This is a genomic window from Aeromonas sp. 30P (assembly GCF_051919805.1).
In the GTDB taxonomy this organism is placed as follows: domain Bacteria; phylum Pseudomonadota; class Gammaproteobacteria; order Enterobacterales; family Aeromonadaceae; genus Aeromonas; species Aeromonas veronii.
Genome location: NZ_JBQBEA010000001.1, coordinates 754,836 through 781,402 on the forward strand (window position 1 = coordinate 754,836; position 26,567 = coordinate 781,402).

Sequence of the window (26,567 nt, forward strand, 5' to 3'; positions counted from 1 at the left end):
GCCGCCCCGGATGGGGCGGCCTCACATGAGCCGTGAATATGACTACAACAAGCTTGTCGCTCACCGAGTTGCTGAATGCGTTGGGATCACCGGAGCGCCTCACCGCGCTCAAGGGGATCCGGCGCGGGATCGAACGTGAATGCCTGCGCATCACGCCGGATGGCCGACTCGCCCAGAGTGACCATCCCCGGGCGCTGGGCTCGGCCCTGACCCATCCCAATATCACCACCGACTACTCGGAGAGCCTGCTGGAGTTCATCACCCCGGCCACCGACTCCATCGACAGCCTGATGGAGCAGCTCGGCGACATCCATCACCATGTGATTCAACATCTGGGTGACGAGCGGATTTGGCCGCTCTCCATGCCCTGCTTCGTCGGCGGGGAAGAGAGCATCCGGCTGGCCCAGTACGGCAGCTCCAATATCGGCAAGATGAAGACCCTCTACCGTCAGGGCTTGAAGAACCGCTACGGCAGCCTGATGCAGGTGATCGCCGGGGTGCACTTCAACTTCTCCATGCCCGACAGCTTCTGGAGCGAGTGGCAGGATCTGGTGTGCGAAGGGTGCTGCAGCCAGCGCTTTATCTCCGATAAATACATGGGGCTTATTCGCAACGTCTACCGCTTCGGCTGGCTGGTGCCCTATCTGTTCGGCGCCTCCCCGGCCATCTGCGAATCCTTCCTCAAAGGGCGCAAGAGCAACCTGCCGTTCGAGAAGACCGGCAAGGGCACCCTCTATCTGCCTTACGCCACCGCGCTGCGTCTCTCCGATCTCGGTTACACCAACAGTGCCCAGGCTGGGCTCAAGATCAGCCACGACAATCTGCCGGCCTATGTCAGCAGCCTGCGCCGCGCCATCAACACCCACAATCCCGACTTTGCCAAGATCGGGGTCAAGGTGGATGGGCAGTATCGTCAGCTCAACGACAACGTGTTGCAGCTGGAGAATGAGCTCTACGCCCCGATCCGCCCTAAACGCACCCCGCGCAGCGGCGAGAAGCCCTCGGATGCGCTGGATCAGCGCGGCATCGAATACATCGAGCTGCGCACCGTGGACGTCAACCCCTTCACCCCGCTCGGCATCGATGCCGACCAGATCCGCTTCTTCGATCTGTTCCTGGTCTGGTGCCTGCTGCGCCCCTCTCCGGTGCTGAGTGACGAGGAGATTGCCCGCAACCGCCGCAACCAGAACAAGGTGGTGCTGGAAGGACGTCGTCCCGGCCTGACGCTGGAAGATGAGCAGGGCAATGCCATTGGCCTCAAAGAGTACGGCCTCAAACTGTTTGACGAGCTGGCTCAGGTGGCCGATCTGCTGGATCGCTGCTGCGGCCGCAATCGCTATCACGAGACGCTGGCGATGCACCGCGAGAAGCTGCTCAACCCCGAGCTCACCTACTCCGCCCGCATGCTCAGGGAGTTGCTGGAGAGCGGCAAGGACAACGGCTGCTATGGCGACAAGCTGGCGACCCGTTATCGGGAGGAGCTGCTGGCAGGGGAGCTGCAGTACTGGGATGAGGCCTACTTTGCCGGTGAGGCGAAGGATTCGCTGGCCAAGCAGCGCGAACGCGAGCGCAGCGACAGCCTGTCGTTCGATGACTTCCTGGCCGACTACTTCGGTACCACTACCACTACGGCCTGAAGGCGGGTTCGTACCGGCCAAAGAGCCAACAAAAAGCCGCTCGAGTGAGCGGCTTTTTTATTTCTCTGAACCTGAGCGATATCAGACGTGGTTATACATGGCCTCGATTTCGCTCTGGTACTTGGCCTCGATGATCTTGCGGCGCAGCTTCATGGTGGGGGTCAGCTCACCCAGCTCCATGGAGAAGGCGCTCGGCAGCAGGGTGAACTTCTTCACCTGTTCGAACTTGGCCAGCTCTTTTTGCAGATCAGCGATGCGGGCCTCGAAGAACTCCATTACCCGGGAGTGGCGCAGCAGCTCGGTCTTGCACTGGTACTGCAGGTTGATGGAGCGGGCGTACTCCTCCAGCGACTCGAAGCAGGGGACGATCAGCGCAGAGACGAAGTGGCGAGCATCGGCGACGATGGCGATCTGCTCGATAAAGCGATCCTTGCCGATGGTCCCTTCCACCAGTTGCGGGGCCACGTATTTGCCGTTGGAGGTCTTCATCAGCTCCTTGAGGCGTTCGGTGAAGTAGATATTGCCCTGGCTGTCGAGCTCACCGGCATCGCCGGTACGCAGGAAGCCATCCTCGGTCATCACTTCTGCGGTGGCGTCCGGCTTGTTGTAGTAGCCGCGCATCACGGTGGGGGAGCGCACCAACAGTTCGTTGTTCTCACCCAGCTTCACTTCGATGCCGTTCAGTGCCGTGCCGATGGAGCCCAGCTTGAACTGGCTATCCTCGTAGCAGCAGACAGTGGCGGTGGTCTCGGTCATGCCGTAGCCGTACTTGAGGTTGAGCCCCATCGCCTGGAAGAAGAGGTTCACATCGTCGGCAAGACGGGCGCCCGCCACCGGCAGGAAGCGGGTGCGGCCGCCAAAACGGGCGCGTAGCTTGCGAAACACCAGTCGCTCGGCGAGCCAGAGCTGGCCGTAGAGCAGCGGGGAAGCGGACTTGCCAGCCTGACGGGTGGCAACCATTTGCTTGCCGACCTTGGTCGCCCAGCCAAACAGGGCGCGGCGCAGAGCCGGAGCCTGGGCAACCCGGGCCTGGATCATGGCGTAGGCCTTCTCGTAGAGGCGCGGCACAGCGCACATCACGGTCGGCTGCACTTCGCCAATCACATCCATCACCTTCTGCGGATCGCGGATATAGACGTTCTCGGCACCGCAGTAGAGCACGTAGTAGCTCCAGGCCCGCTCAAACACGTGGCTGAGCGGCAGCATGCAGAGCGACACATCCTGCTGATTGAGGTCGAGGCGGCTGTTGTGCATCTCGAAACAGGCGGCGATGTTGCTGAAGTCGAGCATGACCCCCTTGGGCTCGCCTGTGGTGCCGGAGGTGTAGATCAGGGTCAGCAGATCATCCATCCGGTACTGGGTTTCCCGTACTCGCAGCTCTTGCTCGCTGGGCTGATGGTTGCCGGAGACCAGAAATGTCTGGAAGTGGCTCGCCTGCTCACAGCCGCGCAGATTGACGTTGCCATCGAGGGCGATGAGCTGGCGGATCTCGCCGCTTTCAATCAGTTGCAGCGCCTGATCGAACTGGGGTTGTTCGCCAACGAACAGCACCTTGATGCCGGCATCTTTGACGATGTAGCGCAACTGATCGAGTGTGCTGGTGGGGTAGATAGGGACGCTGACGCCGCGGGCGGCAAGGATGCCGAGATCGGCCTGGGTCCACTCCGGCATGTTGCGGGCATAGATGCCGACCATTTCGGTTGGCTGGTGGCCGGCACGGATCAGCGCCTGTGCACAGTAGTCCATGGCCTGGCCCAGAGTACGCCAGCCGATGGCGCGCCACTGGCCATCTTGCTGAACCCGCAGGGCAGCCTTGTTGCCAAGCTGGGCAATACGTTCACGCATCAGTCGAACCAGATGAAGCTTCGGCATCAGTTAAACATCCTTTAATTACAGTTGTACGCCCGCGAGGGCACTAAAAATCGGGCTAGAGTTTAAACTCCAACATTACAGCTTACAAGTGTTCGCCGTTTGTCTTGGATCACAAAGAGCGCAAATAGCTCTCCCTTTGCGCAGACTGGCCGATACTGCTAGGAGGCAGAGAGAGGGTTAACGATATGAATCTGTGGGTGAAAGGGGCGTTGGCCGCGGTCGGGTTGATGGTGGTGGGGGGCGCTGCGTTTTGGTTCTTTGCCGGAACGTCATCACAGGGGCCCGCCAATCCCTGGTATCAGGGGGCCGAGGGGTATCAGCAGGCGCAGCAACAGGCGCTGGCGTTGGGCTATCCGCTGCTCTATGTGCTGGAGACCCCCAAGTGCCGCCGCTGCGGCGATCTGGAGAAGAAATTCTGGCAGAGCAAGGAGATGGCTGGTCCGCTTGCCCGGCTGGTGAAGGTGCGGCTCAACCCGGGCAAGGGGGATGGCAGCGAGCAGATCCTGCGCCGCTTTCCCAAAGTCGCCACACCGCCCGGCATCTATATCCAGCAGCCGGGGCAGCCCCTCAGACCCATCAAGATAGTGGTGGATATCGACCAGATCTGGATGCCGGGAAAAACCTGGCTGCGTGGCTTCTATATGCCGCTCTCCGGGGCCGGATTCGAGGCGGTAGTGCATACCACACTGGCCTTGCAGGATCCCGCGCTGGACAACGCCCCCCTCGATTGAGGGGGGGACAAAAGGCTTGGGCGCGACGAACAGGCTGGATCAGCCGAAATCGAACAGTCGCGACATCAGCACCGCATCTTCCCTGTCGTTGCCGGTGCCGTAGTAGTCGGCGCGGCGGCAATATTCGGCAAAACCGGCACTCTCGTAGAGGTTGATGGCGGTCTGGTTACCGGCCCGCACCTCGAGAAACCAGGCCTCTGCCCCGGCTTGCTTGCTGCGCGCCAGATAGGCTTGCAACAGCGCCCGTCCCAACCCCTTGCCCTGAAACGCCGGATGCACGCAGATGTTCATCAGCGAGCTGTCACCGGCCACCAGATCCGAGATATAGAAGCCCGCCGGGCGACCATCGACCAGCATCAAACCGTTGAGATAGCGAGGACCGAAGCAGGAGAGCAGGTTGGCCTCACTCCACGGCTCCTTGTGAGCGGCTTGCTCGATGGGGTAGACAAGGGCGAAATCGCTCTCGAGCAGGGGACGAAACTCAGGCATGGGGGCTCCGGATGGCAAGATGTTGGGCACTGGGGTTAGCAGAGGTTGCAGAGGCGGCATTTGTAAAATCAGGTAAAAAGAGCGGCATCACAGTGGGACTTGGCGGCATGATGCAGGATCACGCCGCGCTGGCCGCAAGGTGCTGGCGCAGCTGTTGCCACAGGGCGCGCTTTTGCGCGGCGCTGGGGGCGAGCGGGCAGATCAGCGCATTTGGCCGCTCGGGGTTGGCCTCCGTCAGCCAGAGCAGAGGGGAGGCATCCGCCGCTTGCAGATCGGCAGGCGGCAGCTCGCTGAGCAGTGAGACCTCGTCGGGGGTCATGCCGAGCAACTGGCAGATATCCGCCAGCAGCGTGGTGGCAGGCAGCTGAGGCGCCAGCAACCAGAGTTTGCCGCTGGGCAGCGGAGCGCGGGTGGCCGGTGCTGTCTGGTCGGGCTGCACGGCATCTTGCGCAAGCTCGGGAGCGGGTGCTGCACCCAGCAATGCCGGACGACGCAGTTGCCAGCTTTGAATGCCCATGCGGGCCAACATGCTCTGACGAACGGGATCTTGCATTTGAGGCGACTCACTCTTGATCTGCATTGGGGAAAATTGTGTTGCGCAGGGTACACTCGAACCGCTTTTGCTGCACCCTTTGCAACGCATCATCTGGCGCATGCGGACATGGTACTCATCACGACACTGGCTATGCATGGGCGCAGCACGTTGCCGATACGGTATCGCACTGCCCTTGCGTTTTTTCCTGCCAGAGGCGGGTATTGTGCGGCAAGAGACACCAGAATAAACATCATAACAAGACAAAACCCAAGGTCGAGCAAATGGATATCGCACCTTGGGGCTAACATCATCCCAGCTTCGGAACACTCTCTATGTCGTCTTTAGCTCAAGCCCAGAACCCTGCGCGTCTTATTCCCATCCAGGAGCGCTTGCCCCGGCTGCTGGCCGCCCTCGGTGAGGGACTTTACGAACGGCAGGATGCCCTGCGCCTCGGTCTGCTGGCGGCCCTCAGCGGTGAGAGTGTCTTCTTGCTGGGGCCACCCGGTATCGCCAAGAGCCTGATTGCCCGCCGCCTCAAGCTGGCCTTTCACGACGCACGCCACTTTGAATACCTGATGACCCGTTTCAGTACGCCGGAGGAGGTGTTTGGCCCCCTCTCCATTCAGGCGCTGAAAGAGGATGGCAAATATCTGCGTCTCACCACAGGTTATCTGCCTGAGGCCGAAGTGGTGTTCCTCGACGAGATCTGGAAGGCGGGCCCTGCCATCCTCAACACCCTGCTCACCGCCATCAACGAGCGGCAGTTTCGCAACGGCGACAGCCAGCACCCCATCCCGATGCGCTTGCTGGTGACTGCCTCCAACGAGCTGCCGGCGCCGGACAGCGGGCTGGAAGCGCTCTACGACCGGATGTTGGTGCGGATCTGGATGGACCGGGTGCAGGAGAAAGCCAACTTTCAATCCATGCTGGCCAGCGATGGTCACGCCCACCAGAATCTGCCGGAATCCCTGCAGATCCGGGGGGATGAGTACGAGCAGTGGCAGAGCCAGATTGAACAGGTGCGCCTGCCGGATGCCTGTTTCGAGCTTATCTATCAGCTGCGCCAGCAGCTCGACAGCCAGCTGGCCCATCGCTGCTATGTGTCGGATCGCCGCTGGAAGAAGGCGGTACGGCTTATCAAGGCGAGCGCCTTCTTCAATGGCCGTGACGAGGTCGCACCGGTAGATCTGCTGCTGTTCAAGGATTGTCTCTGGCATGACGAGGAGTCCCGCACCGCCCTGCTGGAGATGATGACCGAGTTTTCCCGCCTTTACGGCTATCAGCAACTGGCGATGACCCGTCAGCTGCTGGCGTTGCGGGATCAGTTCAAACAGCTCAAACAGAGCGTGGCCCAGCGCCTGTGCACAAAGGCCCGCCAGCGCAAGCAGTGGTTTGGCCGGCGGGCCCGGGGTATCGAGATCCCGCTTGCCAATGCCAGACCCTTCGGCAAGCAGGTGCACTTCCATCTGCTCACCCCGGCGCCGCTGGATGGCAGCGATCCCGAGCGCCTCACCCGCACCCTTGTGTTCGATCGCACCTTGCTCTCCCACTGGCGCCCCACCGGTGAGGCGCTGGTGGGTTATGAGTTCGGCAACCCGAAAGAGGGCCATTACGAGCTGGTGCTGGACGATGAGCTGCGGCTGCAGGTGCTCGATATCCAGCGCCAGCAGATCCCGCTGGTTTTGATGGAGCGCAACGCCATCCCCGAGGTGGTGCTGGCGCCCTGGTTGCAGTCGCTCGACGAGCAGCTGGTTCAGGTCGGCAAGGTGATGCAGGAGCTCAAACAGCAGCGCAGCCTGTTCGAGCGTCACCAGCAACACCTCTTTATCGCCCAGCGCTGGCTGCAGCAGGTGGAAGACAGCTTCTTCGTGCTGAACCGGGATCTCGAACTGCTGCGCAGCGAGCTGACCCAGTGGCGCGAGCGGTTGCCAAGGCTGGACGAGTAAGGAGCGCTAATGCTTGAGATCGGCATGCTGGATCTGGGCCTTCTCATGGGAGAGGGTGAGCTTGCGGGAGAGGTGGTGGCGCTGCTGGCGGCCTCGCCCAAGATTTCCGAATTTATCAAACGTTCTCCGCTACAGGGCAAGCTGTTGAAAAAGCGCCTGCATAGCTGGGGTGAGCAGCTTGGTGAGGAGATCCGCCACAAGCCGGTGCCGGTGGCGCTGGAGCAGGAGTACCTGCTCTATCAGGCGCATCGGCAACTGCCGATGACCGAGCTGATTGGTCGGCTGCCCGGCTTGCTGGAGTCGCTGGAGCAGTACAGCCCCTTCGCCGGCGAGGCCAGATCCTTGGTGCGTCAGCTGACGGCCCATCCCACCGAGGGGCTGCGCCAGCTCTTTATCGACAAGTGGCGCGCCAGTCTGGTGGGAAGCCTGCTGCAACTGCAGCAGCAGATCGCCGAAGCGGAGCGGGAGAAGCAGCGTCAGGAGATTGAAGATCAGCTGCTGGCGAGCCGCACCCTGGCCGATGCCCTCGATCCCAACCAGATCTCCGCTGGTGGTCTTTGGGATCTGGCTCAGGGGCACTGGCACAAGCGCAGTCTGGTGCTGATCAAACAATATGCCCGCATGTTGCAGCGCGAGCCCTTGCTGGCGGAGATTGCCGGCCTGCTCGGGCGCAGCGAGCGGGATCGCCGGGCGCAGGAGCAACCTGTGCCGCCGGTTCAGGTGCTGGAGCTGGAATCCGCCCCCAGCGACGATGTGCCGGACGATCTGGTGGGGATCCATCAGGCGAACGATCTGATGCGGCTGCTGCCAAGCGAGGCGGTGATGCTGGGGCTACCGGAGCTGGAGCTGGAGTTCTACCGCCGCTATCTGGAGCGGCGTCTGCTCAGCTACCAGTCACGTGGCACCTTGCCACGTCAACGCATCATGCTGCGCACTCCGGAGCAGGGGGGGCAGCAGTTGCAGCAGCGAGGCCCCTTTATCGTCTGCGTCGATACTTCGGGCTCCATGGGGGGATATCCCGAGGAGTGTGCCAAGGCGCTGTTTCTGGCGTTGCTCAAGGTGGCGATGGATGAGAAGCGCGGCTGCTACCTGATGCTCTTCTCCACCGAGGTGGCGACCCTCGAGATCACCGCAGATACCGGTCTGGACAAGGCGGAGCGCTTCCTCTCCATGAGTTTTCACGGCGGTACCGACCTGGTGCCCTGCCTGGAAAAAGCGCTGGCCAAGCTCGATGATCCTGCATTTGCCAAGGCGGATGTGCTGGTCATCTCCGACTTTATCGCCCAAAGCCTGCCTCATCCCCTGCTCGATCAGATGAACCGCTATCGCCAGCGTCAGACCCGTTTTCACGCCGTCGCCATGTCCCGCCACGCCAAGCAGGCGCTGTTGCGGATTTTTGACAACAGCTGGCTGCTCGATTGTGGCCTGCGCGGCCGACTGCTGCGGCGCTGGCAGCATCACTAGTGACCGGGAGGGGGCAACCCCTCTTGAGTTGTTATCCCGCCCCCTCTTTTTCGCTGTGCGTCCCCGCTTTTATTCCAACGCGATGATATCGCAGTAAAATGTGACTAGCCTGCCATTCGGGCTCTCTGTCCGGGTGATAGCCTTTACAACCATTGTTACAGGGCAAAAGATGATGATTTTCCGGCATCGGCTTGCCCGATGATCTTTCCCATTGATCCGGAGTGCGTATGAGCCGACTTGCCTTGCTGCTGTTGCTGGCGGTGTTCGGGCTGGCAGCCAAACCCTTGTCCCCCGAGCAGTTGGAAAATGAACTGGGAGGGATGGAGCGGGTCTACCAGCCGATCGAGTTGTTGCGGGAACGCGTTGCCCGTTTGCAGCGGGACGGCAACGCTTATCCGCCGTCGCAGCAGATGCGGATCAGTCGTCTGGCTTGCTGGGCCCAATCGGCCGATGACATGCAGGAGTCCCGAACTGCCATCGCCAATGCGGAGCGGATGCTTGCCATTGCGCGCGAGCAGGGTGATGACGCCGCCGTGGCGGAGCTGACGATTTGCCGCGGCTGGTTCAATCAGCTGCTCGGCGAGGTAGCGAAGGCTCGTCACGATTACGATGAGGGGCTGCGGCTGGCAAGAGAGGCCGCCTTGCCAAAGCTGGAGGCGCTGGCGCTGGCCCGCCGGGGGGCCATGCTGTCTTTTCAGGGGGTCTCAGGCCAGGGGCTGATGGATCTCACCAAGGCGCACAATATCTACGAACAGCTGGGGTTGCCCACCTGGTATCACCAGGCGCAGCTCGAGATTGCAGCCACATTTCGTCGTATGGGCCTCTATGCCGAAGCGCTCGCCACCCTCAACCGGTTGAGCGAGCATTTTGCCAGAAGTCACGATGGATTTGGCTCGGCAAGGCTAAGCGATCAACTGGCGATGGTTTATCTGCAGACCGGGCGTTATCAGGATGCGCTGGGCGAGCTTGAACGCAGTGCGGCCTTTTATAATCAACCTCAATATCTGATTGAGCATGCCGAACGCATGGTGATGCAGGCCGAGGCTCTGCTCGGGCTGGATCGCCCCGCTGATGCGGGACGCTTGCTGGCACAAGCGGCGGAGGTGCTCTCTCCCGACGTTGACCCCATCCTCCACGCGCATCTCGAGCTGGTGCGGGCGAGGTTGAGAGTCGAAGAGCAGGAACCTGTGCCAGCCTTGCGTGCGCTTGAGAAGATTGAGCCGATTTTGAAGGTGGAAGGGCACGTGCGCTTTTTGCTCGAGCTCTACTGGGTACGCAGCCGGGCGCTCGAGTTGCAAGGCGATTATCCGGCGGCACTGGCCGCATTGCGGGAGCATCTGGTGCAGGAGCAGCGGCTCGATCAGCTGTTACGGGAACAGAGCACGGCCTGGGTTCGCGGCGAGTTCGAACTGGCCCGTCAGGAGGGTGAGAACGAGCGACTGCGAGTCGAGCAGCGACTGCAGCAGCAGGAGCTGGAGCAGGTCAAGGAGCGTCGTTTCTGGCTGCTGGTGGTGATGGTGCTCTGCGGGGTACTGGCGCTGCTGACGATGGGGTGGCTGCTTGATCGCAACCGTCGGATGCGTCGTCTGGCCTTTACCGATGAGCTGACCGGCATCAACAACCGCCGTCGGGTGCTACGGCAGGGCAGCGATATGTTGGCGCAGGCTCGCAGGCAGGACTCGCCATTTTGTCTGCTGGTGTTCGATATCGATCACTTCAAGCGGATCAACGATACCCTGGGACATCATCAAGGAGACAGGGTGCTGCAATGGGTCTCTCGGGCGGCAGAGCGTCAGTTGCGGCACCAGGATCAGTTGGGGCGTACCGGCGGAGAGGAGTTCTTGATCCTGCTGCCGGATACCAGCCTTGAAGAGGCGTGCCGGGTGGCTGAGCGGATCCGTCACACGGTCGCCAACCGGGCGCTGCCCGGCATGTCGTACCCGGTAACCATCAGTATCGGATGTGCCTCTCTGCGAGACGATGATCAGGATCTGGCGGCCCTGATCCAGCGTGCCGACAATGCGCTGTATCGTGCGAAAGAGGCGGGGCGCAACCGGGTGGAAACAGATGATTGACGGGCTGGGTATTGTCACTCAGCAGGATGTCATCGCCATTGGGGAGCACTCTGATACGGCGATGATGCTCGTCCCCTGCGCTCGTTCTTGCCTGCGATGACAGATTGGCAAGCACGAGCGCAGAAGACCGTCAGAAGGGCGTTATGCCCAGGCGCTGCCGCCATTGAGGTGAAGCACTTCACCATTCATGTTGTTATTGCTCATCAGGAATAGCGCGGCCTGCGCATAATCCTCTCCCTCTCCCAAGCGTTTCAACGGCAGGCTTTGCGCCACTGCGGCCACTTTTTGTGGGTCATTGCCCAGCGCTTTAAGCAGCATGGGAGTGCGCATGGGGCCCGGGTTGATGACGTTGATCCGACGGGGGGTCAGCTCAGTCACCAGACTGTGAGCCAGCGTTTCAACCGCGCCAGCTGCAACGGCAGGGAGTGCCTTACCTAGTTGTGGGCGGCGCGTCACCATCCCGGACGTGAGCAGGATGGAGCCGCGTTCGGACAGTTTGGGTGCTGCGGCGCGGATCGCATGAACACTTCCCCAGAAGCGGCTGTCCATGTTGATTTTCAAATCCTCGATGGCAGCGGTGAGAAAGCTGCCTGGTCGCATGACGGCGGCGGTGATGACGAGATGATCCAGCGAATCCAGCTGGTTGAAAAAGTGATTGACGGAGTCGACGTCGAGAATATCCAGTTGATGGCCACTGGCACTTGGGCCCAGTTCAGCCAGTGCAGTGGCAAGCTGCTCACGGCTGGAACCGCCGATAATGACCTTGGCGCCTTGCTCGATCGCTTGTTTGGCGGTGGCTAGGCCAAGACCCGAGGTACCACCGATAATGACGATCTGTTGATTGTGTAGGGTGGAATGTTTCATGTAATGACCTCTCCATTATGTAGATACGATTTACATATTTGTAGCTGGATAGGGAAAGTCCAAGTATGAAAATTTATCAAGAGTGGTTGTTGCTGGCATGGGGAGGGGGCCAAGTCCACGTGGTCCGGATGCTGCCATCCGATTCGGAGCGTTTGATTTTCTGTTCAGTTGGAACCTGTGTAACGGCTGGGCGGCCAAATTATCATCTCTTGTCAGGCTGGGTATTTTTCACTCGCGCGGGTATAATGTCGCGCAATTTTGCTTTGACTCAGGCGAGAAGACCCATGTAACGCAACCCTCCTCCCTCTCTCCACCAGGTTGGCAAAACGCCAGCTGGCGTGGCTTTCGTTGCGTATACATGTGCCGTGAGCGGCATTCCGGATTTATTCCCACGGTGGCTGATGCCACCGCTCAATAGAAGAACGTTGAATTATGTCAGCTGAATTTCTGAGTGAAGTCTCCAAGAGACGCACTTTTGCGATCATTTCGCACCCGGATGCGGGTAAAACCACCATCACCGAGAAAGTCCTGCTGTTCGGACAGGCCATTCAGCGCGCCGGTACCGTCAAGGGCCGTGGCTCGGGCCAGCACGCCAAATCCGACTGGATGGAGATGGAGAAGCAGCGTGGTATCTCCATCACCACCTCGGTGATGCAGTTCCCCTATGCCGATTGTCTGGTCAACCTGCTCGATACCCCGGGTCACGAGGACTTCTCTGAAGATACCTACCGTACCCTGACCGCGGTCGACTGCTGCCTGATGGTCATCGATGCCGCCAAGGGTGTTGAAGACCGGACCCGCAAGCTGATGGAAGTGACCCGTCTGCGTGATACCCCTATCCTCACCTTCATGAACAAGCTGGACCGCGAAGTGCGCGATCCGATGGAAGTGATGGACGAGGTGGAGCGCGAGCTGAAGATCATGTGCGCCCCGATCACCTGGCCCATCGGCTGCGGTAAATCCTTCAAGGGGGTCTATCACCTCTACAAGGATGAGACCTATCTCTATCAGAGCGGTCAGGGCCACACCATTCAGGAGAAGCGGGTGGTCAAGGGGCTGAACAACCCGGAGCTGGATGCCGCCGTCGGCGAAGATCTGGCCCGGCAACTGCGCGACGAGCTGGAGCTGGTGCAGGGCGCCTCCCCCGAGTTCGATCACGACGCCTTTATCGCTGGCGAGATGACCCCGGTCTTCTTCGGTACCGCGCTTGGCAACTTCGGGGTCGACCACATGCTGGACGGCCTGACCGACTGGGCGCCGGCACCCATGCCGCGCAAGGCCGAGAGCCGCGAAGTGGTGGCGACCGAGGAGAAGTTCTCCGGCTTCGTGTTCAAGATCCAGGCAAACATGGATCCGAAGCACCGTGACCGTATCGCTTTTATGCGTATCGTGTCAGGTACTTACAGCAAGGGCATGAAGATGCGCCATGTGCGTATCGGCAAGGATGTGAACATCTCCGACGCCGTGACCTTTATGGCCGGTGACCGTGAGCAGGCGGAAGACGCCTTCGCCGGTGACATCATCGGTCTGCACAACCACGGTACCATCCAGATCGGCGACACCTTCACCCAGGGTGAAGATCTCAAGTTCACCGGTATCCCGAACTTTGCACCGGAACTGTTCCGCCGCATCCGCCTGCGCGATCCGCTCAAGCAGAAGCAGCTGCTCAAGGGGCTGGTCCAGCTCTCCGAAGAGGGCGCGGTGCAGGTGTTCCGTCCGCTGATCAGCAACGATCTCATCGTTGGGGCGGTCGGTGTGCTGCAGTTTGACGTGGTGGTGTCCCGTCTGAAGAGCGAGTACAACGTCGAGGCCATCTACGAGGCGGTCAACGTCTCCACCGCCCGCTGGGTGGAAGGGACTGACGTCAAGAAGTTCGAAGAGTTCAAGCGCAAGAACGAGGTCAACCTGGCCCTCGATGGCGGTGACAACCTCACCTATATCGCACCGACCATGGTCAACCTGCGCCTGGCTCAGGAGCGTCACCCCGACGTGGAGTTCCGTCAGACTCGCGAGCACTGATAATGGTTTGTTTGCCTGTTGGCAGATAATCAAAGAGACCCCGCTTCGGCGGGGTCTCTTGTTTTGTGCCGTTTTGCCTGTTTAAGGAGGGATGCAGGGGGGAATTGTTCGGCATATACCAGTCGCAAGCAGCCCTCACCCTAGCCCTCTCCCAGAGGGAGAGGGAACCATCAGAGGTCTGCCTGAAAGATCGCGGAAGTGTTTTTGCCCCCTTCTCCTCTTGCGGGAGAAGGGTTGGGGATGAGGGGGGTTACCCCAGTGTCAGCACCATGCAGATCTCGCAATCCCCGTGGCCGGTGCAGCCAAGGGGGCCGGGCAGGTGTTCAAAGCCCAGTGATTCATAGAGGCTGGTGGCTTCGCGCAAGACCTCGGTCGTTTCCAGATAGCAGCGCTGATAACCAAGCGCGCGCGCCTCGTCCAGTGCCTGCAACACCAGCCGCTTGCCAAGGCCCAGTCCGCGCAGGGCGGGCATAAAGTACATCTTCTGCAGCTCGCAGACTCCCTCTTCTCCCGCCAATGGCGCGATACCACCACCGCCGAGGATGGAACCGTCCGGCCCTTCGATGACCCAGTAGCGACTCTTCTCCCCCTGATAGCTCTGGGAGAGGGTGTCGAGATTGGGATCGGATACCCCATAGCCCTTGTCTGCGGTGAGGCCATATTCGGCCGAGACGGCTCGGATCACCAAGGCGATCTGGGCATTGTCCGCCGCCGTGATGGGGCGGATCTGGTAACCCCGCTGGCGACGGGCGCGGGAGAGGGCGCTGCGATAGAGCCGCAGCCCTTGCCACAGCTGCTCCCGCTCGGGCAGGCTCAACTGCGCCAGCATCTCTTCCATCGCCCCGTCCATCTCCCGGTGCAACTCCAGCAGCATCCCCTGACCGTTGACGGTGAGGCGAGCTTCCTTGCTGCGCCCATCGGAGGGGTGCGGGTGCCAACTGATGAGCTCCCGCTCGGCGAGGCGCGCCAGCGGACGGCTGGCGTTGGATTTGTCGATGTGCAGCTTTTCTGCCAGCTGCTGGTTGGTGGCCGGGGCGTTTTCCAGCTCGATCAGCAGATGAGCCTCAATGGGGGTGAGGGCCAGGTTGCCGCACTGCTGGGAGAGCATGCCGAGTTCGCGAACCAGGTCGCGTGACAGGGCGCGCAGGGGACGGGGATCCATATCGTGGTTTCCTATTTAGTTGTGCATGACAACTAAAATAGCGTAAAAGTTGTAAATCGCAACCTTTTGCTGTGATGACTTGCAGAATATGGGGTAAGCGGCAGCCCCGTTGGCGGGACTGCCACAGGAGGGGCGGTCGTCAGGCGGCTGCTCTGATAGCCAGCTCCGGGCGGCGGGAGAAGCAGCGGGCGAGCAGCAACATGGTGGCGACGCCTATGGTACCGAGCACCAGCCAGGGGAGGGCCGGTTGTCCCTGTTGCAGCGAGAAGTCATAGAGGGAGCCGCCGCCCACGTAGCCGGTCATGCCCCCCAGCGCCAGTCCGAGGCGGCTGAAGCCCATGTAGCTGCCGCGGGCTGTGGGGTTGGCCAGCCGGGTCATCAGGGTCTCCCGGGCCGGTTCACAGATGATGATCCCCAGATAGAAGCAGGCCAGCAGTACGAAGATGCCGGAGAGGGTGCTGACGAAAGCGACCAGCCCGATCCCCACCGTCATCAGCAGGATACCTGCCATCAGTCGGCTCTCCAGCCGATAGCGCCGTTCGCTGAAACGGGCGATGGGGTAGAGCAGCGCCAGTGACAGCGCCGTTTCCAGGCTGTACATCCAGCCTACCGCCGTGGTGGTGCCGGAGAGCTGCTTGACCAGAATGGGGAAAATCAGCATCACCTGTACCCACAGCATGTAGTAGCCGCTCAGGATCAGTACCAGTCGGCAGAAGGCGCGATCCGCCAGCACCTGCCCCAACCCTTCCCGCATCGGAGTCGGTTTGACCGAGAGGCGGTAGGCGGGCAGCAGGGTCCAGTTGCAGAGTGCTGCCAGGGTGAAGAGCCCGGCCCCCAGCAGGCAGACGTAGGTGAAGTCAAAGCGCAGCAGCCAGCTGCCGAGCAGGGCACCGGTGACGGCTCCCGCACTCTCAAGCATCATCAGCAGGGAGATAAAGCGGCCCCGCTCATGGGGACGAGTAAATTTGATCACCAGTGCGGCCCGTGGCGGGTCGAACAGGCAACCGCCCAGTCCGGAGAGGAAGCAGGAGAAGATCAGCATGGCGCCACTGTCGGCCCAGGCCAGGGTGGCGAAGCCGACGGCGCGCAACAACATGCCGGTGACGATGAGCGGGCGGGCGCCGAAACGGTCAGCGAGGGAGCCGCCAAAGATCCCCAGCCCCTGCTGGGTCAGCTGGCGCAGGCCGAGGGCCAGCCCCACCAGACCGGCCGCCCAGCCGAGTTGATCGACGAAGCGCAGGCTGATCATCGGCATCACCACAAAGAAACCCAGGATCACCAGTGTGGTATCCAGCGCCAGAAACCAGCGTCCCCAAAACCTCGCCCTATCGACCATAACGCCCTCTCATTCACAGATACCTTCATTCTGGAGAGGGTTTAGATATAGTGGTAGACGACAACTACCTATATTTCATATCAGGATTATTTATGTCTATGGATCTGGACGATCTGCAACTGCTGCTGGATGTGGCCGAGCTGGGCAGCTTCAGTCAGGCGGCGGCCATTCGTGGCTGGTCACAGCCGCTGGTGAGTCAGCGCATTGCCCAGCTGGAGGAGAACCTCGGGGCGCCGCTGTTTCAGCGTCATCGGCGCGGCGTGACGCCGACCCGTGCCTGCGAGGAGTTTCTGCCATCGGCCCGCTCTGCGCTAGCGATCCTGAGCGAAGGGCGGCTGGCACTGCAGGGGGCGCCTGCGCTGCCTTGTATCCGTCTCTCCAGCTTGCCATCCCTCACTTCGGTGGTGTTTGGCTCGCTATTGATGGAGCTGGTGGATGAGCCGTTTGAGATCCGCTGCACCACGGATCACTCCGGCGAGATCATGCAGTCGCTGCTGACCGGGGAGGCCGATATCGGCTTTGTGCTCAAGCGCCCGCCGGTTGCGGGCCTGCAGATGGAGCTGCTCTGTTGCTCCCCCATTATCGCTATCGCCTCGCCATTGCATCCGCTGGCCGGTTGTCACGGCCTCACCCTGGAGGATATTGCCGACCAGCGGCTGGCGCCTCAGGTATGGGGGCCGGGGTGTGACGTCTTTATCCAGCAGTTGCGGCGGCTGCGGCGGGCCGCCAGCCCCCTGCATGCGGTGCAACCCGCCAGTGCGGCGCGGGATCTGGCGCTGGAACACGGGTTTATCACCCTGATGCCGGAGCTGGCCATCAAGCGGGATCTGGAGGTGGGGCGGCTGGTCAGGCTCGATGTGCGCAATCTGCCGCAAGAGCATTGGGATGTGATGATGGCGTGGCGCGGTGGCAAGCGGCCCAACCCGGCCAGGGAAACCGTGTTGGCCACCGCCCGCACGCTGGCGAAACGGTGGCGCAATGAGTAGAGCGATGCGGGACAAGGCCCGCATCGGGTGGATCAGTAGCTGGCCTTGAGGGTTACGCCACTGAACGCGGAAAACCCTGACAGCTGCACATGCCAGGTGCCTGCCTTGGGATTGGTGAACGAGCAGCTTTCGTTATTGCCCCCCTTGTAGGGACGGCAGTCGTAACTGCTGCTGGTGGGGGCGCTGCCAAAGCGGACGTAGAGGTCGGCATCTCCGGTGCCGCCGCTGCTGCTGATCTGCAGCGACCTGGTGCCCGCCGGTACGTTCAGGGTGTAGTTGAGCTTGCCACCCTTGTTGGCGGCGAGGTTGCTCACCGGCACGCCGTTTTGCAGTATGTTGTCGCTCGGTGGCGGCGTGCTGCCGCAATTGGCATCGACCCCGACGGTCTGGAAGGCCCGTGCCACATCCGCCTGACTGTAACCCAGATCGGCGGTCGCCCGGCTGACGCCGCAGGCACCTTGCTGGTAGTTGGTGTTGGCGCCCCAGTAGAGGCGGTTGGCCAGCAAGAACACTTCAAATGCCTTGCGGGTGTTCCAGCCGTTGCTGGTGGCGAGCAGGTAGAAGGCGCGGTTATAGACCCCTGAGCTGTGGTGTACATCCATCCCCTCCTGATAATCCGCCGCATGGCCGATGGATCTGCCATCCCGGGTCGGATCCTCGAAGTAGCGCAGGGAGCCGTTGCCCTTGAATATCTGCGCCCCGACCAGCCAGTCGTTGCTCCCTTTCATGTAGAACTCGGCCGCTTCCCCCGCCATATCGGAGAAGGCCTCGTTGATGCCGCCGGATTGTCCTGAATAGATCAGCCCGGAGTTCTGCTCGGTAAAGCCGTGGCTCACCTCGTGGGCCGCCACATCGAGGCTCACCAGCGGGTGGAAGGTGGTGGCGCCGTCACCGAAGGTCATCTGGCTGCCATCCCAGAAGGCGTTCTCGTAATTCTTGCTGTAGTGAACCCGCATCTTCAGTTTGAAGGTGAGGGGCGCCGTGTTGTACCAGTTGCGGTACATGTCGAACACCACGTTGCCGAAGTAGTGGGCGTCGTTGAGGGGCGAGTAGGCGCCGTTGATCTCCTTGATCCGGTTCTCCGGGCAGGTGAACTGGTGGATGGCACCGCCTGAGGTGGCGTGGTTGAGGTTGATGGTATCGACGTTGGGGCTGGTCATCCGGCAGTTGTCATCCACGATGAGCGGGCCAAAGTCGGTGCCGTAGACGTATTTGCCGGTCTTGATGTTGCCCCCCGGGCCGGTGGCGTCCTTGTGGTTGATCCCCTCCCAGCGTTTGAGCTCATCACCGCTCTGGGCATCAAGAATGACGAAGGGGCGGCTTGGCTTGTCACCTTCGGCGATGAAGGAGACCTGATAAACCAGCCGGGCCAGCCCGTTCTCATCCTGCATCACGTAGAGTTTGACCTGCTCGTTGCTCCCCTTGCTGCCCGCCTTGGCCTTGCTGGCGGCATCCTGTGGCGAGAGGGTGGCGACCGGGCTTGCAACATCCTGATCGATCTGGCGCAGCATGCGCCCGCTGGCCTGTTGCAGCTGGCCGTTCAGGCTCTTGTCAGCTACCACCACCTGACCCATTACCGGGATGCCGTTCCAGACCTGCTCGTAGCGGATCCGCTGCTGGCCGTTGGGCAGCTTGACCACCCGCACCTGACGAAACTCGCCATCTTCCAGCTGCAAGGTACCACTCGCGGCACTGAGGCCTGTCATGGCCCGGATGCCGTTTGTCGTTACGTTGATCTCTACCTCTTGCGCCGCCAGTGCGGCGCTTCCCCAGCAGGCCAGCGCAACGGCCAGATAAATTTTATTCATCTCTTCTTTCCTTAAATCGATGAGGTTGATAAACCGACCGAAGGTCGGGCGTTTTGAAGCTAGTGCCGGTGGGGGAAAGTGCCCCCTGTCAAAAGTGACAGCGCAGCACAAAGGGGTAGCAGGATCTGCCAAAGTGCCCTTTTCGGGCATTCGTCGGCGCCATGTGGAGAGCATTATCCGGTTTCAGACACCCACCCTCCTCTTTTGAGGGAGGAGAGATCGTGCGCAGTCACCCTCTGCGAAGCCTGCCGGATGAGGGCCGTAAAAGTGGCTGGCGCGGCCAGTGGCGATTGGCTACATTGGGTGCTGGTTCGCGATTTGATCACTGATTTGAAAGGAGAATCCCATGTTTTCATGGCAGTTGGACGACGAGCTTGCGCTGCTCTTCTTGCAGCCCGATATGGCGAGCGAACTGTTTGCCCTCTGCAATGACAACCGGGAGTACCTCTCCCAGTGGCTACCCTGGCCGCCACTGATCCAGCGCCCCGTCGACAGCGCCCTCTTCATTCGCAGTGCCATCGAGAAGTTCGCCCGCGGCGAGGGGCTCACCACTGCCATCGAGTATCAGGGGGAGGTGGTGGGGGTCATAGGGTACAACAGCATCGATCACGACCTTGGCAAGGTGGTCATCGGTTACTGGCTGGCGGAGCGCTGGCAGGGTAACGGTATCATCACCCGTGCCTGTCAGGCCCTGATCCACCACGCCTTCGAGGAGATGGGGATGGAGAAGGTGGAGATCAGCGCCGCCACCGATAACGAGCCAAGCAGAGCGGTCTGTGAACGGCTCGGGATGCAGCAGGAGGGGGTGACCCGACGCGCAGAGCGGCTGGGCAACCGGATTGTGGACCATGCCCACTACAGCTTGCTGCGTGACGAGTGGCTAAGACAGAGGGAGTCCTGATGGCGCTGCCACATATCAAGACGGCCCGCACCCACCTGACCATACTGTCGCCGGATCAGGCCCCCATGATGCTCGACTTCTACCGGCGCAACCGTGCCCATCTCATCCCCTGGGAGCCGCTTCGGGACGAGCACTTTTATACCCTCTCGTACTGGCATGCCCGGCTACAGGACAGCTACAGCCAGTTCTTCAACGGCACCGGCGTCAATCTGGTGGCCATCGATCCGGCTGGCGAGCGGGTGATCGCCACCTGCAACTTCAGCAATATCCTGATGGGGGTCTTCAAAGCGTGTCATCTGGGCTACGCCATCGACCAGCAGCATCAAGGGCAGGGAGTGATGAGAGAGGTGCTGTCAGCCGCCATCGACTACCTGTTTCGGGAGCACGATCTGCATCGCATCATGGCTTGCTATATGCCTGCCAATCAGCGCAGTGGCGCCTTGCTGGAGCGGCTCGGTTTCGAGCGGGAGGGATTCGCGCGGGCATATCTGATGATCAATGGCCGCTGGGAGGATCACATCCTCACCTCGCTGATTAATCCGGCCTCCTGAACGACAGATAAAAAAACGGGCCCGAAGTTGCCTTCGGACCCGTCTTCGAATGAGGTGCAGGCTTAGTTGGCCTTGGCATCGCTCACTGCAGCTTCAACCTTGGTAGCGGCTTCGGTAGCAGCTTTTTCTACGGTTGCAGTCGCTTCGGAGGTGGCCTTCTCTACGGTAGAGGTGGCTTCGCTAGCGGCTTTTTCTACAGTGGCAGCAACTTCGGCGGCCGGAGCAGCAGCAGGAGCGGCAGCTTTTTCTTCTTTCTGACCGCAAGCAGTCAACATCAGACCCAGGATACCGGCTACCAGTACTTTGTTCATGTGCATTCCCTCAAAAAAAGATGGAGAGATGGTCTGTGCAACCATCACAGCGCCCACCGTTGCCCGGTATTGAAACAAGAAGCCGGGAGGCAGCAGGCGGGCGCAATATAGCCCCATTAGTTACCGATGAAAACGGATATCACAATGACATTTTTTCGTGCCGTGGATAAAAAGCTCCACTGCAACGACTGATATCAATACAAGATGCCGTTAAATGGCACTAATTGCACAATAAAACACCGCTTTACTGCCATCTTGTGGCGGTTTAGCAAGGTCAAGGTTGCTCAAGCGCGGCCGATGGCCCGTACCTTAGTCAGACAGCTTCTGACAGGGCAGCCGTTTTCCCTCAAGGTGGCTCTGACGGGCCAGATCCAGCAGCGCCATCACCGCCAGCGCTTCACTTGCTGGCACCGGGTTGCTCCCTTCGCCCTGGATGGCGGCGCAGACACCGCGATAGTAGGCGCCATAATCCCCCGCCTCACCCACTACGCTCTGCTGCTGTAACTGACCATCGACAATGCGGCTGAGCTGACCGAGTTCGCTATCCATGCCCCAATCAGCCGCCGGTGGCCGCAAGCCCTGCTTGAGCTGATCTTCCTGCACATCCATACCGAATTTCACGAACGAACCCTGGCTGCCGTGAATGACAAAGCGCGGCATGGTGGCCGAGACCAGACTGCTGCCATGCAGAATAACCCGCAGAGCACCGTAACCCAGCACCACATGGAAGTAGTCGTCCGCCAGTGCGCCGGGGCGCTGCTCGGCCAGATCGGCCTGCAACCAGTCCGGCTGGCCGAACAGCTGCAATGCCTGATCCAGCACATGGGGGCCGAGATCGAACCAGAGGCCGGAACCCGGGCCACCCGCTTCGCGCCAGCGCTGGCGCACTTCGGGGCGATAGCGATCGAAGTGGGATTCGAACTGGGCGAGCTGCCCCAGCGTCCCTTCGGAAATCAAACGGCGCACGGTAAGGAAATCCCCGTCCCAGCGCCGGTTGTGGAAGATGCTGAGCAGCCGCTGCTGCTTTTCGGCCAGTTCGACCAGCGCTTGCGCTTCGGCCAGATCCAGAGCAAAGGGCTTGTCGATCACCACATGTTTGCCTGCCAGCAGCGCCTGGCGGGCGAGGGGGGCGTGGGTGTCGTTGGGGGTGGCGATCACCACCAGATCGACGGTCTCATCGCTTAGCACCTCCTCCAGTGAACCGACCCGGCAGCCGGGCAGATCGGCCTGCACCTTGGCTGCATCGCGGCTCACCACCCAACTCAGGGACAAGCCCGGGGTGGTGGAGAGGAAGGGGGCGTGGAAGGTCTTGCCTGCAAAGCCATAGCCCACCAGGGCTGCGTTGAGAGTGTGGCTCATCGGGAGTTCTCCGCTGACATCGAGTGAGTGGGGTTGCCATCGCCGGCTCTCTGCCGGATGGCCATGTGCTGTAAAGGCGATACAAACGAGAAGGGGGCCGATGGCCCCCTGAGTGTGCCCATCAGAGCACAGGATTTATTGCAAACACAAGCGGCGACCGCGTCGGGTCATCAGCATCACCAAGGGCGGCAGCAGCAGCCACATATGCAGCGCCAGCTGGCTCAGCGGGTCGTGCATCAGGGCGCCGGTCAGGCCAACCAACGCGCCGGAGCCGCTCATCTGGAACAGGCCGAGCAGGGCGGCGGCGGTACCGGCGCAGTGGCCGAATGGTGCCAGCGCCATCCCGGCGGCCGAACCCAGGATCATGGCAAAGGCGATGCTGGAGAGGAATACCGGCCCCATCATCGCCAGCGGATGCTCGATGTGCATGGCCAAAGTCAGGGTGATGGCCGAGAGCATCAACACCAGCAGGCCGATGCGCAGGGTGCGTCTTGGCCCCACCTTGGCGATAAAGCGCGGCGCCATAAAGCAGGCCAGGATGTTGAGCGCGGCGTTGGCGGTAAACCAGTAGCTAAAGCCGCTCATATCGAGCCCCAGTTTCACCATCAGCTGCACCGGTGCGGCGGTGACATAAGCGAGGATCACCGCCATCGCCAGCATGCACAGCGCCGCATTGAACAGGAAGCTGGGGGAGCGCAGCACCGGGCTGTAGCGAGACCAGCTGATGAGGGCCCCTTCACTGCGGGTCTCCTCCGGGCGGGTCTCCGGCATCCGCCACATCAGCCAGCAGCCGACGATGAGCGCATAACCGGCCATAAACCAGAAGTTTGCAGACCAGCCCGCCTTGGCGGTGAGCCAGCCACCGAGCAGGGGGGCCAGCGCAGGAATAAAGCAGATGGCGCCATTGAGGTAGGAGATCATCTGACCGCTCTTTTTCGGGCCGTAGCTGTCACGCACCACCGAGAAGGCGGCGACCGAAGTAGCGCAGGCGCCGAAGCCCTGCAGCACCCGGGCCAGCATCAATTCACCGAGGCTGGCGGCAAAACCGGCCCCCAGCGCGCTCAGGCCATAGAGCAGCACGCCGCCCAGCGCGATGGGCTTGCGACCGTAGCGATCGGCCAGCGGGCCAACAAGCAGTTGCCCCAGCCCCATGCTGAACAGGAACCAGGTGATGGTGCCCTGCATCAGGGTTACTTCGGCGCCCAGCTGCTCGGCCATCTGCGGAATGGCGGGCAGGTAGATGTCGATAGCCAGCGGACTGAACAGCACCAGTAGTACGAGTAAAAGTATCAATGGCATCTGTCACCTCTTTAGTCAGCCAGGTTATTGAATTGGGGCGCGAGTCTACTGACTCACAGTAATGAATAGAAATGGTATTTAATCACTTTGGTTATTCCATTATGGAAACATGTATTAAAAAGCTGGTTATTCGATGACGGCAAATCCCCCGTAACCCCATCACAGCGGGTGTAATTGACGCTTTTACTAAACGCTTGCGCCGCATAGAATGCGCAGATTATTTTTGCGGAGGTGCTCGATGAACAAGCTTGTCCTGGCAACAGGTAACCAGAAAAAGGTGAAGGAATTGGCCACCATGCTGGCCGATATGAAGATCCAGGTGATCCCACAGAGCGAGTTTGCGGTCTCCGATGCCGATGAGACCGGCACCACCTTCGTCGAGAATGCCATCATCAAGGCCCGCCACGCCGCCCGCATTACCGGTCTGCCCGCCGTGGCCGATGATTCCGGTCTGGAAGTTGATCTGCTGCAAGGGCGCCCCGGCGTTTACTCCGCCCGCTTTGCCGGTGTGGGTGCCGGCGACAAGGCCAACATAGAGAAGCTGCTCGGTGAGCTGCAAGGTGCCCCCGAGTACCTGAAGAGCGCCCGCTTCTGGTGTGTGCTGGTCTATATGCGCCACGCCGACGATCCCACTCCCATCATCTGTCAGGCGAGCTGGGAAGGGATGATCATCGACGAGCCGCGCGGTCAGCACGGTTTTGGCTATGACCCCGTCTTCTTCGTGCCGGATCACGACTGCACCGCCGCCCAGATGCCTGCCGAGCTGAAAAACCAGCTGAGCCATCGCGGTCAGGCGCTGGCCAAGCTCAAAGCGGCGCTGGCTGCGGCGCACTGAGTCACTTCGCCACCTTGTCGGTTACACACGGTCAATTACACATAGTCATCTACAATGGGGGCCTTGAGCCCCCGTTTTATTGGAAGCCCCATGCTGCAACTGCCGCCGCTCTCTCTCTATATTCATGTGCCCTGGTGCGTCCAGAAGTGCCCTTACTGTGACTTCAACTCCCATGCCCAGAAGGGGGAGTTGCCTCACCTAGAATATGTCGCCGCCCTGCTGGAGGATCTGGATCAGGATCTGAAGTGGGCACAGGGGCGGCCGCTCTCCTCGATCTTTATCGGCGGCGGCACCCCCAGCCTGTTGACGGTGGAGGCGATGCAAGCCTTGCTGGACGGGGTACGGGCCCGCATACCGCTCACCGCAGATTGCGAGATCACCATGGAGGCCAACCCGGGCACGGTGGAGGCGGAGAAGTTTGCCGGTTTCCAGCGCGCCGGCATCAACCGCATCTCCATCGGGGTGCAGAGCTTTCAGCAGGAGAAGCTGACCCGCCTCGGCCGCATTCACGGCCCGGAAGAGGCGCGCAAGGCCGCCGCACTGGCCCATGCCATCAAGTTGCCCACCTTCAATCTGGATCTGATGCACGGTCTGCCGGATCAGAGTCTGGACGATGCCCTTTATGACTTGCAGCAGGCGATCGACTGCGCCCCGCCGCACCTCTCCTGGTATCAGCTCACCATAGAGCCGAACACGGCGTTTGCCTCCAAGCCGCCCAAACTGCCGGAAGATGACACCCTGTGGGATATCTACGAGCAGGGCCACGCCATGCTCACCGCCAGCGGTTATCGCCAGTACGAGATCTCGGCTTACGCCAAAGAGGGCTATCAGTGCCGTCACAACCTCAACTACTGGCGCTTTGGCGACTATCTGGGGATCGGCTGTGGCGCCCACGGCAAAGTGACTAATCTCGCGGATCAGCAGATCCTGCGCACCGCCAAGGTTAAGCATCCGAAAGGGTATCTGGACAAGAGTCGCCCCTATCTGGACGAGCAGTGGCAGGTGACGGCAGACGATCTGCCGCTCGAATACTTTATGAACCGCTTCCGCCTGTTTGAACCTGCCCCCAAGGCGGAGTTCGAGGCCTACACTGGCTTGCCGCTGGAACGGGTGGAGACGGTGCTCGCCATCGCACAGAGCAAGGAGCTGATCGAGGATCTGGGAGAGAGCTGGCAGCTCACTTCTCTCGGCCATCGCTATCTCAACGTGCTGCTCGAACTCTTTATGGATGAGTGATACCAATCACATTAAAGATTCTCTCTCAACTTGAGAGAGGATGAGGAGAGTTAACCGTAGGGTGCAATGAAATTGCACCATTATTGGAGCCGCGAGGTTGCCGGTGCAATGCGCTTCGCTTATTGCACCCTACGTCTGTCGTGAGCCAGTTTTGGCGAACCGTGTTTCGAGATAACAATCAGGGCGCCAATGGCGCCCTGATAGTTTATGGTCGGTAGAAACCCGCTCAGCAGCAGACGCGGATCATCTGCTGTTGGCCGGGCTCCCACCGCTTGCCAAATTTGGCCTTGCGCTGGTAACTCCCCTTGCCCTTCTTGTTGCGCTCGACCCGGCTGCGAAACAGGGGATCGGAGAGCAGGGCGTGCAGATGGTTATCCTTTATCTCGCCGCGCTGATGGGCATAGCAGCTCCCTTGCGGATTTTCCTCACGGGGGAGGGCGGGTTGGTCGACCCGAATTTTGGCCATGATGGCTCCTCTTCTTTTCTCTTGGTGTGTTGATTCTTGTGTCTGGATGGTGGTTTTCGCTGCGAGCGCCTGTTCAGCTGGGCGCCCGGCAACCGGATGCACTGGCACCGGTTAAAAACGCGGCGATTTTGTCACCAAATCGCCGCAGGAGCAATGCGTCGGGCGCGCCGAGTCAGTCACACTGAGCCAGGCACGCTCAGTCAGACATACCACGTCAGCCGTGAACCGGGTCATGCTGGTCGTGGCTGTGATGCTCGTGATGGGCCGGGGCACCAGATTCCAGCGTCTCGAGGATGGCGCAGTGCTCCGCCGAGCGCGGCCCGCCGCAGCAGATATTGGAGAGCTCTCGCAGGTTGTCGCGAAAGCGGGTCAGTTCGATGATCTTCTGCTCCACCTGGGCCAGCTTGGTGTCGGCCACAGCTTTCACCTCCTGACAGGTGACTTTGGCCTTGTTGGTATCGAGGTCGAGCAGCTCGCCAATATCGGCCAGCGAGAATCCGACCGACTTGGCGCGGATAATAAACTCCAGCCGCAGCTTGTCCTGTTCGCTGTAGAGACGGTAGCCGGATTCGTTGCGGATCCCCGGTGAGATAAGCCCGTTCTTCTCGTAAAAACGCAGGGTATCTGCCTTGACCCCGCACGCCTTGGCCAGTTCACCGATCCGATACATGCTCTCTCTCCCCTT

Annotated in this window: 23 protein-coding genes; 11 read left to right on the top strand and 12 right to left on the bottom strand. The window is 60.8% G+C overall.

From position 1 onward, the window contains the following. Positions 1–38: 38 nt before the first annotated feature. On the top strand, positions 39–1,637 hold the full coding sequence (gshA, locus tag ACTG2B_RS03730; protein WP_439995221.1) for a glutamate--cysteine ligase: 1,599 nt from the start codon (positions 39–41) through the stop codon (positions 1,635–1,637). Between the two features lie 81 nt (positions 1,638–1,718). Here gshA and ACTG2B_RS03735 read toward each other — a convergent pair whose 3' ends face one another. Beyond that, the gene (locus tag ACTG2B_RS03735) at positions 1,719–3,509 is read right to left on the bottom strand and encodes an AMP-dependent synthetase/ligase (protein WP_439995222.1); all 1,791 of its coding nucleotides are present in this window, start codon (positions 3,507–3,509) and stop codon (positions 1,719–1,721) included. Between the two features lie 227 nt (positions 3,510–3,736). Here ACTG2B_RS03735 and ACTG2B_RS03740 point away from each other — a divergent pair, with 227 nt between their 5' ends. Further along, on the top strand, positions 3,737–4,240 hold the full coding sequence (locus tag ACTG2B_RS03740; RefSeq protein WP_371733181.1) for a hypothetical protein: 504 nt from the start codon (positions 3,737–3,739) through the stop codon (positions 4,238–4,240). A 39-nt stretch (positions 4,241–4,279) separates the two neighbouring features. Here the strand turns inward: ACTG2B_RS03740 and rimI are convergent, their stop codons facing one another. Continuing rightward, positions 4,280–4,729 (bottom strand): ribosomal protein S18-alanine N-acetyltransferase, encoded by a 450-nt coding sequence (gene rimI, locus ACTG2B_RS03745; RefSeq protein ID WP_042053375.1) that lies wholly within the window; start codon positions 4,727–4,729, stop codon positions 4,280–4,282. A 118-nt stretch (positions 4,730–4,847) separates the two neighbouring features. Next, a complete protein-coding gene (locus ACTG2B_RS03750; protein ID WP_439995223.1) occupies positions 4,848–5,282 on the bottom strand; it encodes a DNA polymerase III subunit psi in 435 nt (144 codons plus the stop codon). A 314-nt stretch (positions 5,283–5,596) separates the two neighbouring features. Here ACTG2B_RS03750 and ACTG2B_RS03755 point away from each other — a divergent pair, with 314 nt between their 5' ends. The 3 genes from ACTG2B_RS03755 to ACTG2B_RS03765 all read left to right on the top strand — a co-directional run bounded on the left by ACTG2B_RS03755 (position 5,597) and on the right by ACTG2B_RS03765 (position 10,749). After that, positions 5,597–7,210, top strand: a complete 1,614-nt coding sequence (locus ACTG2B_RS03755) for an ATPase RavA domain-containing protein (protein WP_335842191.1) — start codon at positions 5,597–5,599, stop codon at positions 7,208–7,210. Positions 7,211–7,219: 9 nt separating this feature from the next. Further along, complete coding sequence (gene viaA, locus ACTG2B_RS03760; RefSeq protein ID WP_439995224.1) at positions 7,220–8,674, top strand: ATPase RavA stimulator ViaA; 1,455 nt, start codon at positions 7,220–7,222, stop codon at positions 8,672–8,674. Positions 8,675–8,901: 227 nt separating this feature from the next. Next, positions 8,902–10,749, top strand: a complete 1,848-nt coding sequence (locus ACTG2B_RS03765; RefSeq protein ID WP_439995225.1) for a diguanylate cyclase — start codon at positions 8,902–8,904, stop codon at positions 10,747–10,749. A 141-nt stretch (positions 10,750–10,890) separates the two neighbouring features. Here ACTG2B_RS03765 and ACTG2B_RS03770 read toward each other — a convergent pair whose 3' ends face one another. After that, entirely contained in the window at positions 10,891–11,613 is a 723-nt protein-coding gene (locus ACTG2B_RS03770) for an SDR family oxidoreductase (RefSeq protein WP_439995226.1), read from the bottom strand. 429 nt (positions 11,614–12,042) lie between these two features. Between ACTG2B_RS03770 and prfC the strand changes: the two genes are divergently transcribed. Further along, positions 12,043–13,632, top strand: a complete 1,590-nt coding sequence (gene prfC / locus ACTG2B_RS03775) for a peptide chain release factor 3 (RefSeq protein WP_439996906.1) — start codon at positions 12,043–12,045, stop codon at positions 13,630–13,632. Positions 13,633–13,882: 250 nt separating this feature from the next. Here prfC and ACTG2B_RS03780 read toward each other — a convergent pair whose 3' ends face one another. Together ACTG2B_RS03780 and mdtH are read right to left on the bottom strand one after the other, a co-directional pair. Beyond that, entirely contained in the window at positions 13,883–14,794 is a 912-nt protein-coding gene (locus ACTG2B_RS03780) for a bifunctional helix-turn-helix transcriptional regulator/GNAT family N-acetyltransferase (protein WP_110304085.1), read from the bottom strand. Positions 14,795–14,933: 139 nt separating this feature from the next. Beyond that, positions 14,934–16,130: a multidrug efflux MFS transporter MdtH gene (gene mdtH, locus ACTG2B_RS03785; RefSeq protein ID WP_005340523.1), complete on the bottom strand. Its 1,197-nt coding sequence runs from the start codon at positions 16,128–16,130 to the stop codon at positions 14,934–14,936. 92 nt (positions 16,131–16,222) lie between these two features. Between mdtH and ACTG2B_RS03790 the strand changes: the two genes are divergently transcribed. Further along, positions 16,223–17,116, top strand: coding sequence for a LysR family transcriptional regulator (locus tag ACTG2B_RS03790; RefSeq protein WP_335827226.1), 894 nt, complete (start codon positions 16,223–16,225; stop codon positions 17,114–17,116). 32 nt (positions 17,117–17,148) lie between these two features. On the opposite strand, the gene ACTG2B_RS03795 is transcribed toward ACTG2B_RS03790, so the two are convergent. Beyond that, positions 17,149–18,924 (bottom strand): M4 family metallopeptidase, encoded by a 1,776-nt coding sequence (locus tag ACTG2B_RS03795; RefSeq protein ID WP_439995227.1) that lies wholly within the window; start codon positions 18,922–18,924, stop codon positions 17,149–17,151. Positions 18,925–19,270: 346 nt separating this feature from the next. Between ACTG2B_RS03795 and ACTG2B_RS03800 the strand changes: the two genes are divergently transcribed. Both ACTG2B_RS03800 and rimJ read left to right on the top strand, forming a co-directional pair. Continuing rightward, a complete protein-coding gene (locus tag ACTG2B_RS03800) occupies positions 19,271–19,825 on the top strand; it encodes a GNAT family N-acetyltransferase (RefSeq protein ID WP_005341258.1) in 555 nt (184 codons plus the stop codon). Continuing rightward, positions 19,825–20,376: a ribosomal protein S5-alanine N-acetyltransferase gene (gene rimJ / locus ACTG2B_RS03805; protein WP_439995228.1), complete on the top strand. Its 552-nt coding sequence runs from the start codon at positions 19,825–19,827 to the stop codon at positions 20,374–20,376. Before ACTG2B_RS03800 ends, rimJ begins: the two co-directional genes overlap by 1 nt. 62 nt (positions 20,377–20,438) lie before the next feature. Here the strand turns inward: rimJ and ACTG2B_RS03810 are convergent, their stop codons facing one another. From ACTG2B_RS03810 to ACTG2B_RS03820, 3 genes are all read right to left on the bottom strand, one after another. Continuing rightward, a complete protein-coding gene (locus tag ACTG2B_RS03810; RefSeq protein WP_005340533.1) occupies positions 20,439–20,687 on the bottom strand; it encodes a hypothetical protein in 249 nt (82 codons plus the stop codon). A 309-nt stretch (positions 20,688–20,996) separates the two neighbouring features. Beyond that, complete coding sequence (locus ACTG2B_RS03815; RefSeq protein ID WP_439995229.1) at positions 20,997–22,046, bottom strand: oxidoreductase; 1,050 nt, start codon at positions 22,044–22,046, stop codon at positions 20,997–20,999. 135 nt (positions 22,047–22,181) lie between these two features. Continuing rightward, entirely contained in the window at positions 22,182–23,345 is a 1,164-nt protein-coding gene (locus ACTG2B_RS03820) for a multidrug effflux MFS transporter (protein WP_439995230.1), read from the bottom strand. A 238-nt stretch (positions 23,346–23,583) separates the two neighbouring features. On the opposite strand from ACTG2B_RS03820, the gene rdgB reads away from it, so the two are divergent. Beyond that, on the top strand, positions 23,584–24,180 hold the full coding sequence (rdgB, locus tag ACTG2B_RS03825) for an RdgB/HAM1 family non-canonical purine NTP pyrophosphatase (protein ID WP_182938801.1): 597 nt from the start codon (positions 23,584–23,586) through the stop codon (positions 24,178–24,180). Between the two features lie 90 nt (positions 24,181–24,270). Continuing rightward, a complete protein-coding gene (gene hemW, locus ACTG2B_RS03830) occupies positions 24,271–25,416 on the top strand; it encodes a radical SAM family heme chaperone HemW (RefSeq protein ID WP_236767086.1) in 1,146 nt (381 codons plus the stop codon). Positions 25,417–25,642: 226 nt separating this feature from the next. Here hemW and ACTG2B_RS03835 read toward each other — a convergent pair whose 3' ends face one another. Together ACTG2B_RS03835 and zntR are read right to left on the bottom strand one after the other, a co-directional pair. Beyond that, on the bottom strand, positions 25,643–25,882 hold the full coding sequence (locus ACTG2B_RS03835; protein WP_236767087.1) for an alternative ribosome-rescue factor A: 240 nt from the start codon (positions 25,880–25,882) through the stop codon (positions 25,643–25,645). 214 nt (positions 25,883–26,096) lie between these two features. Beyond that, positions 26,097–26,552: a Zn(2+)-responsive transcriptional regulator gene (gene zntR / locus ACTG2B_RS03840; RefSeq protein ID WP_236767088.1), complete on the bottom strand. Its 456-nt coding sequence runs from the start codon at positions 26,550–26,552 to the stop codon at positions 26,097–26,099. Positions 26,553–26,567 lie beyond the last annotated feature (15 nt).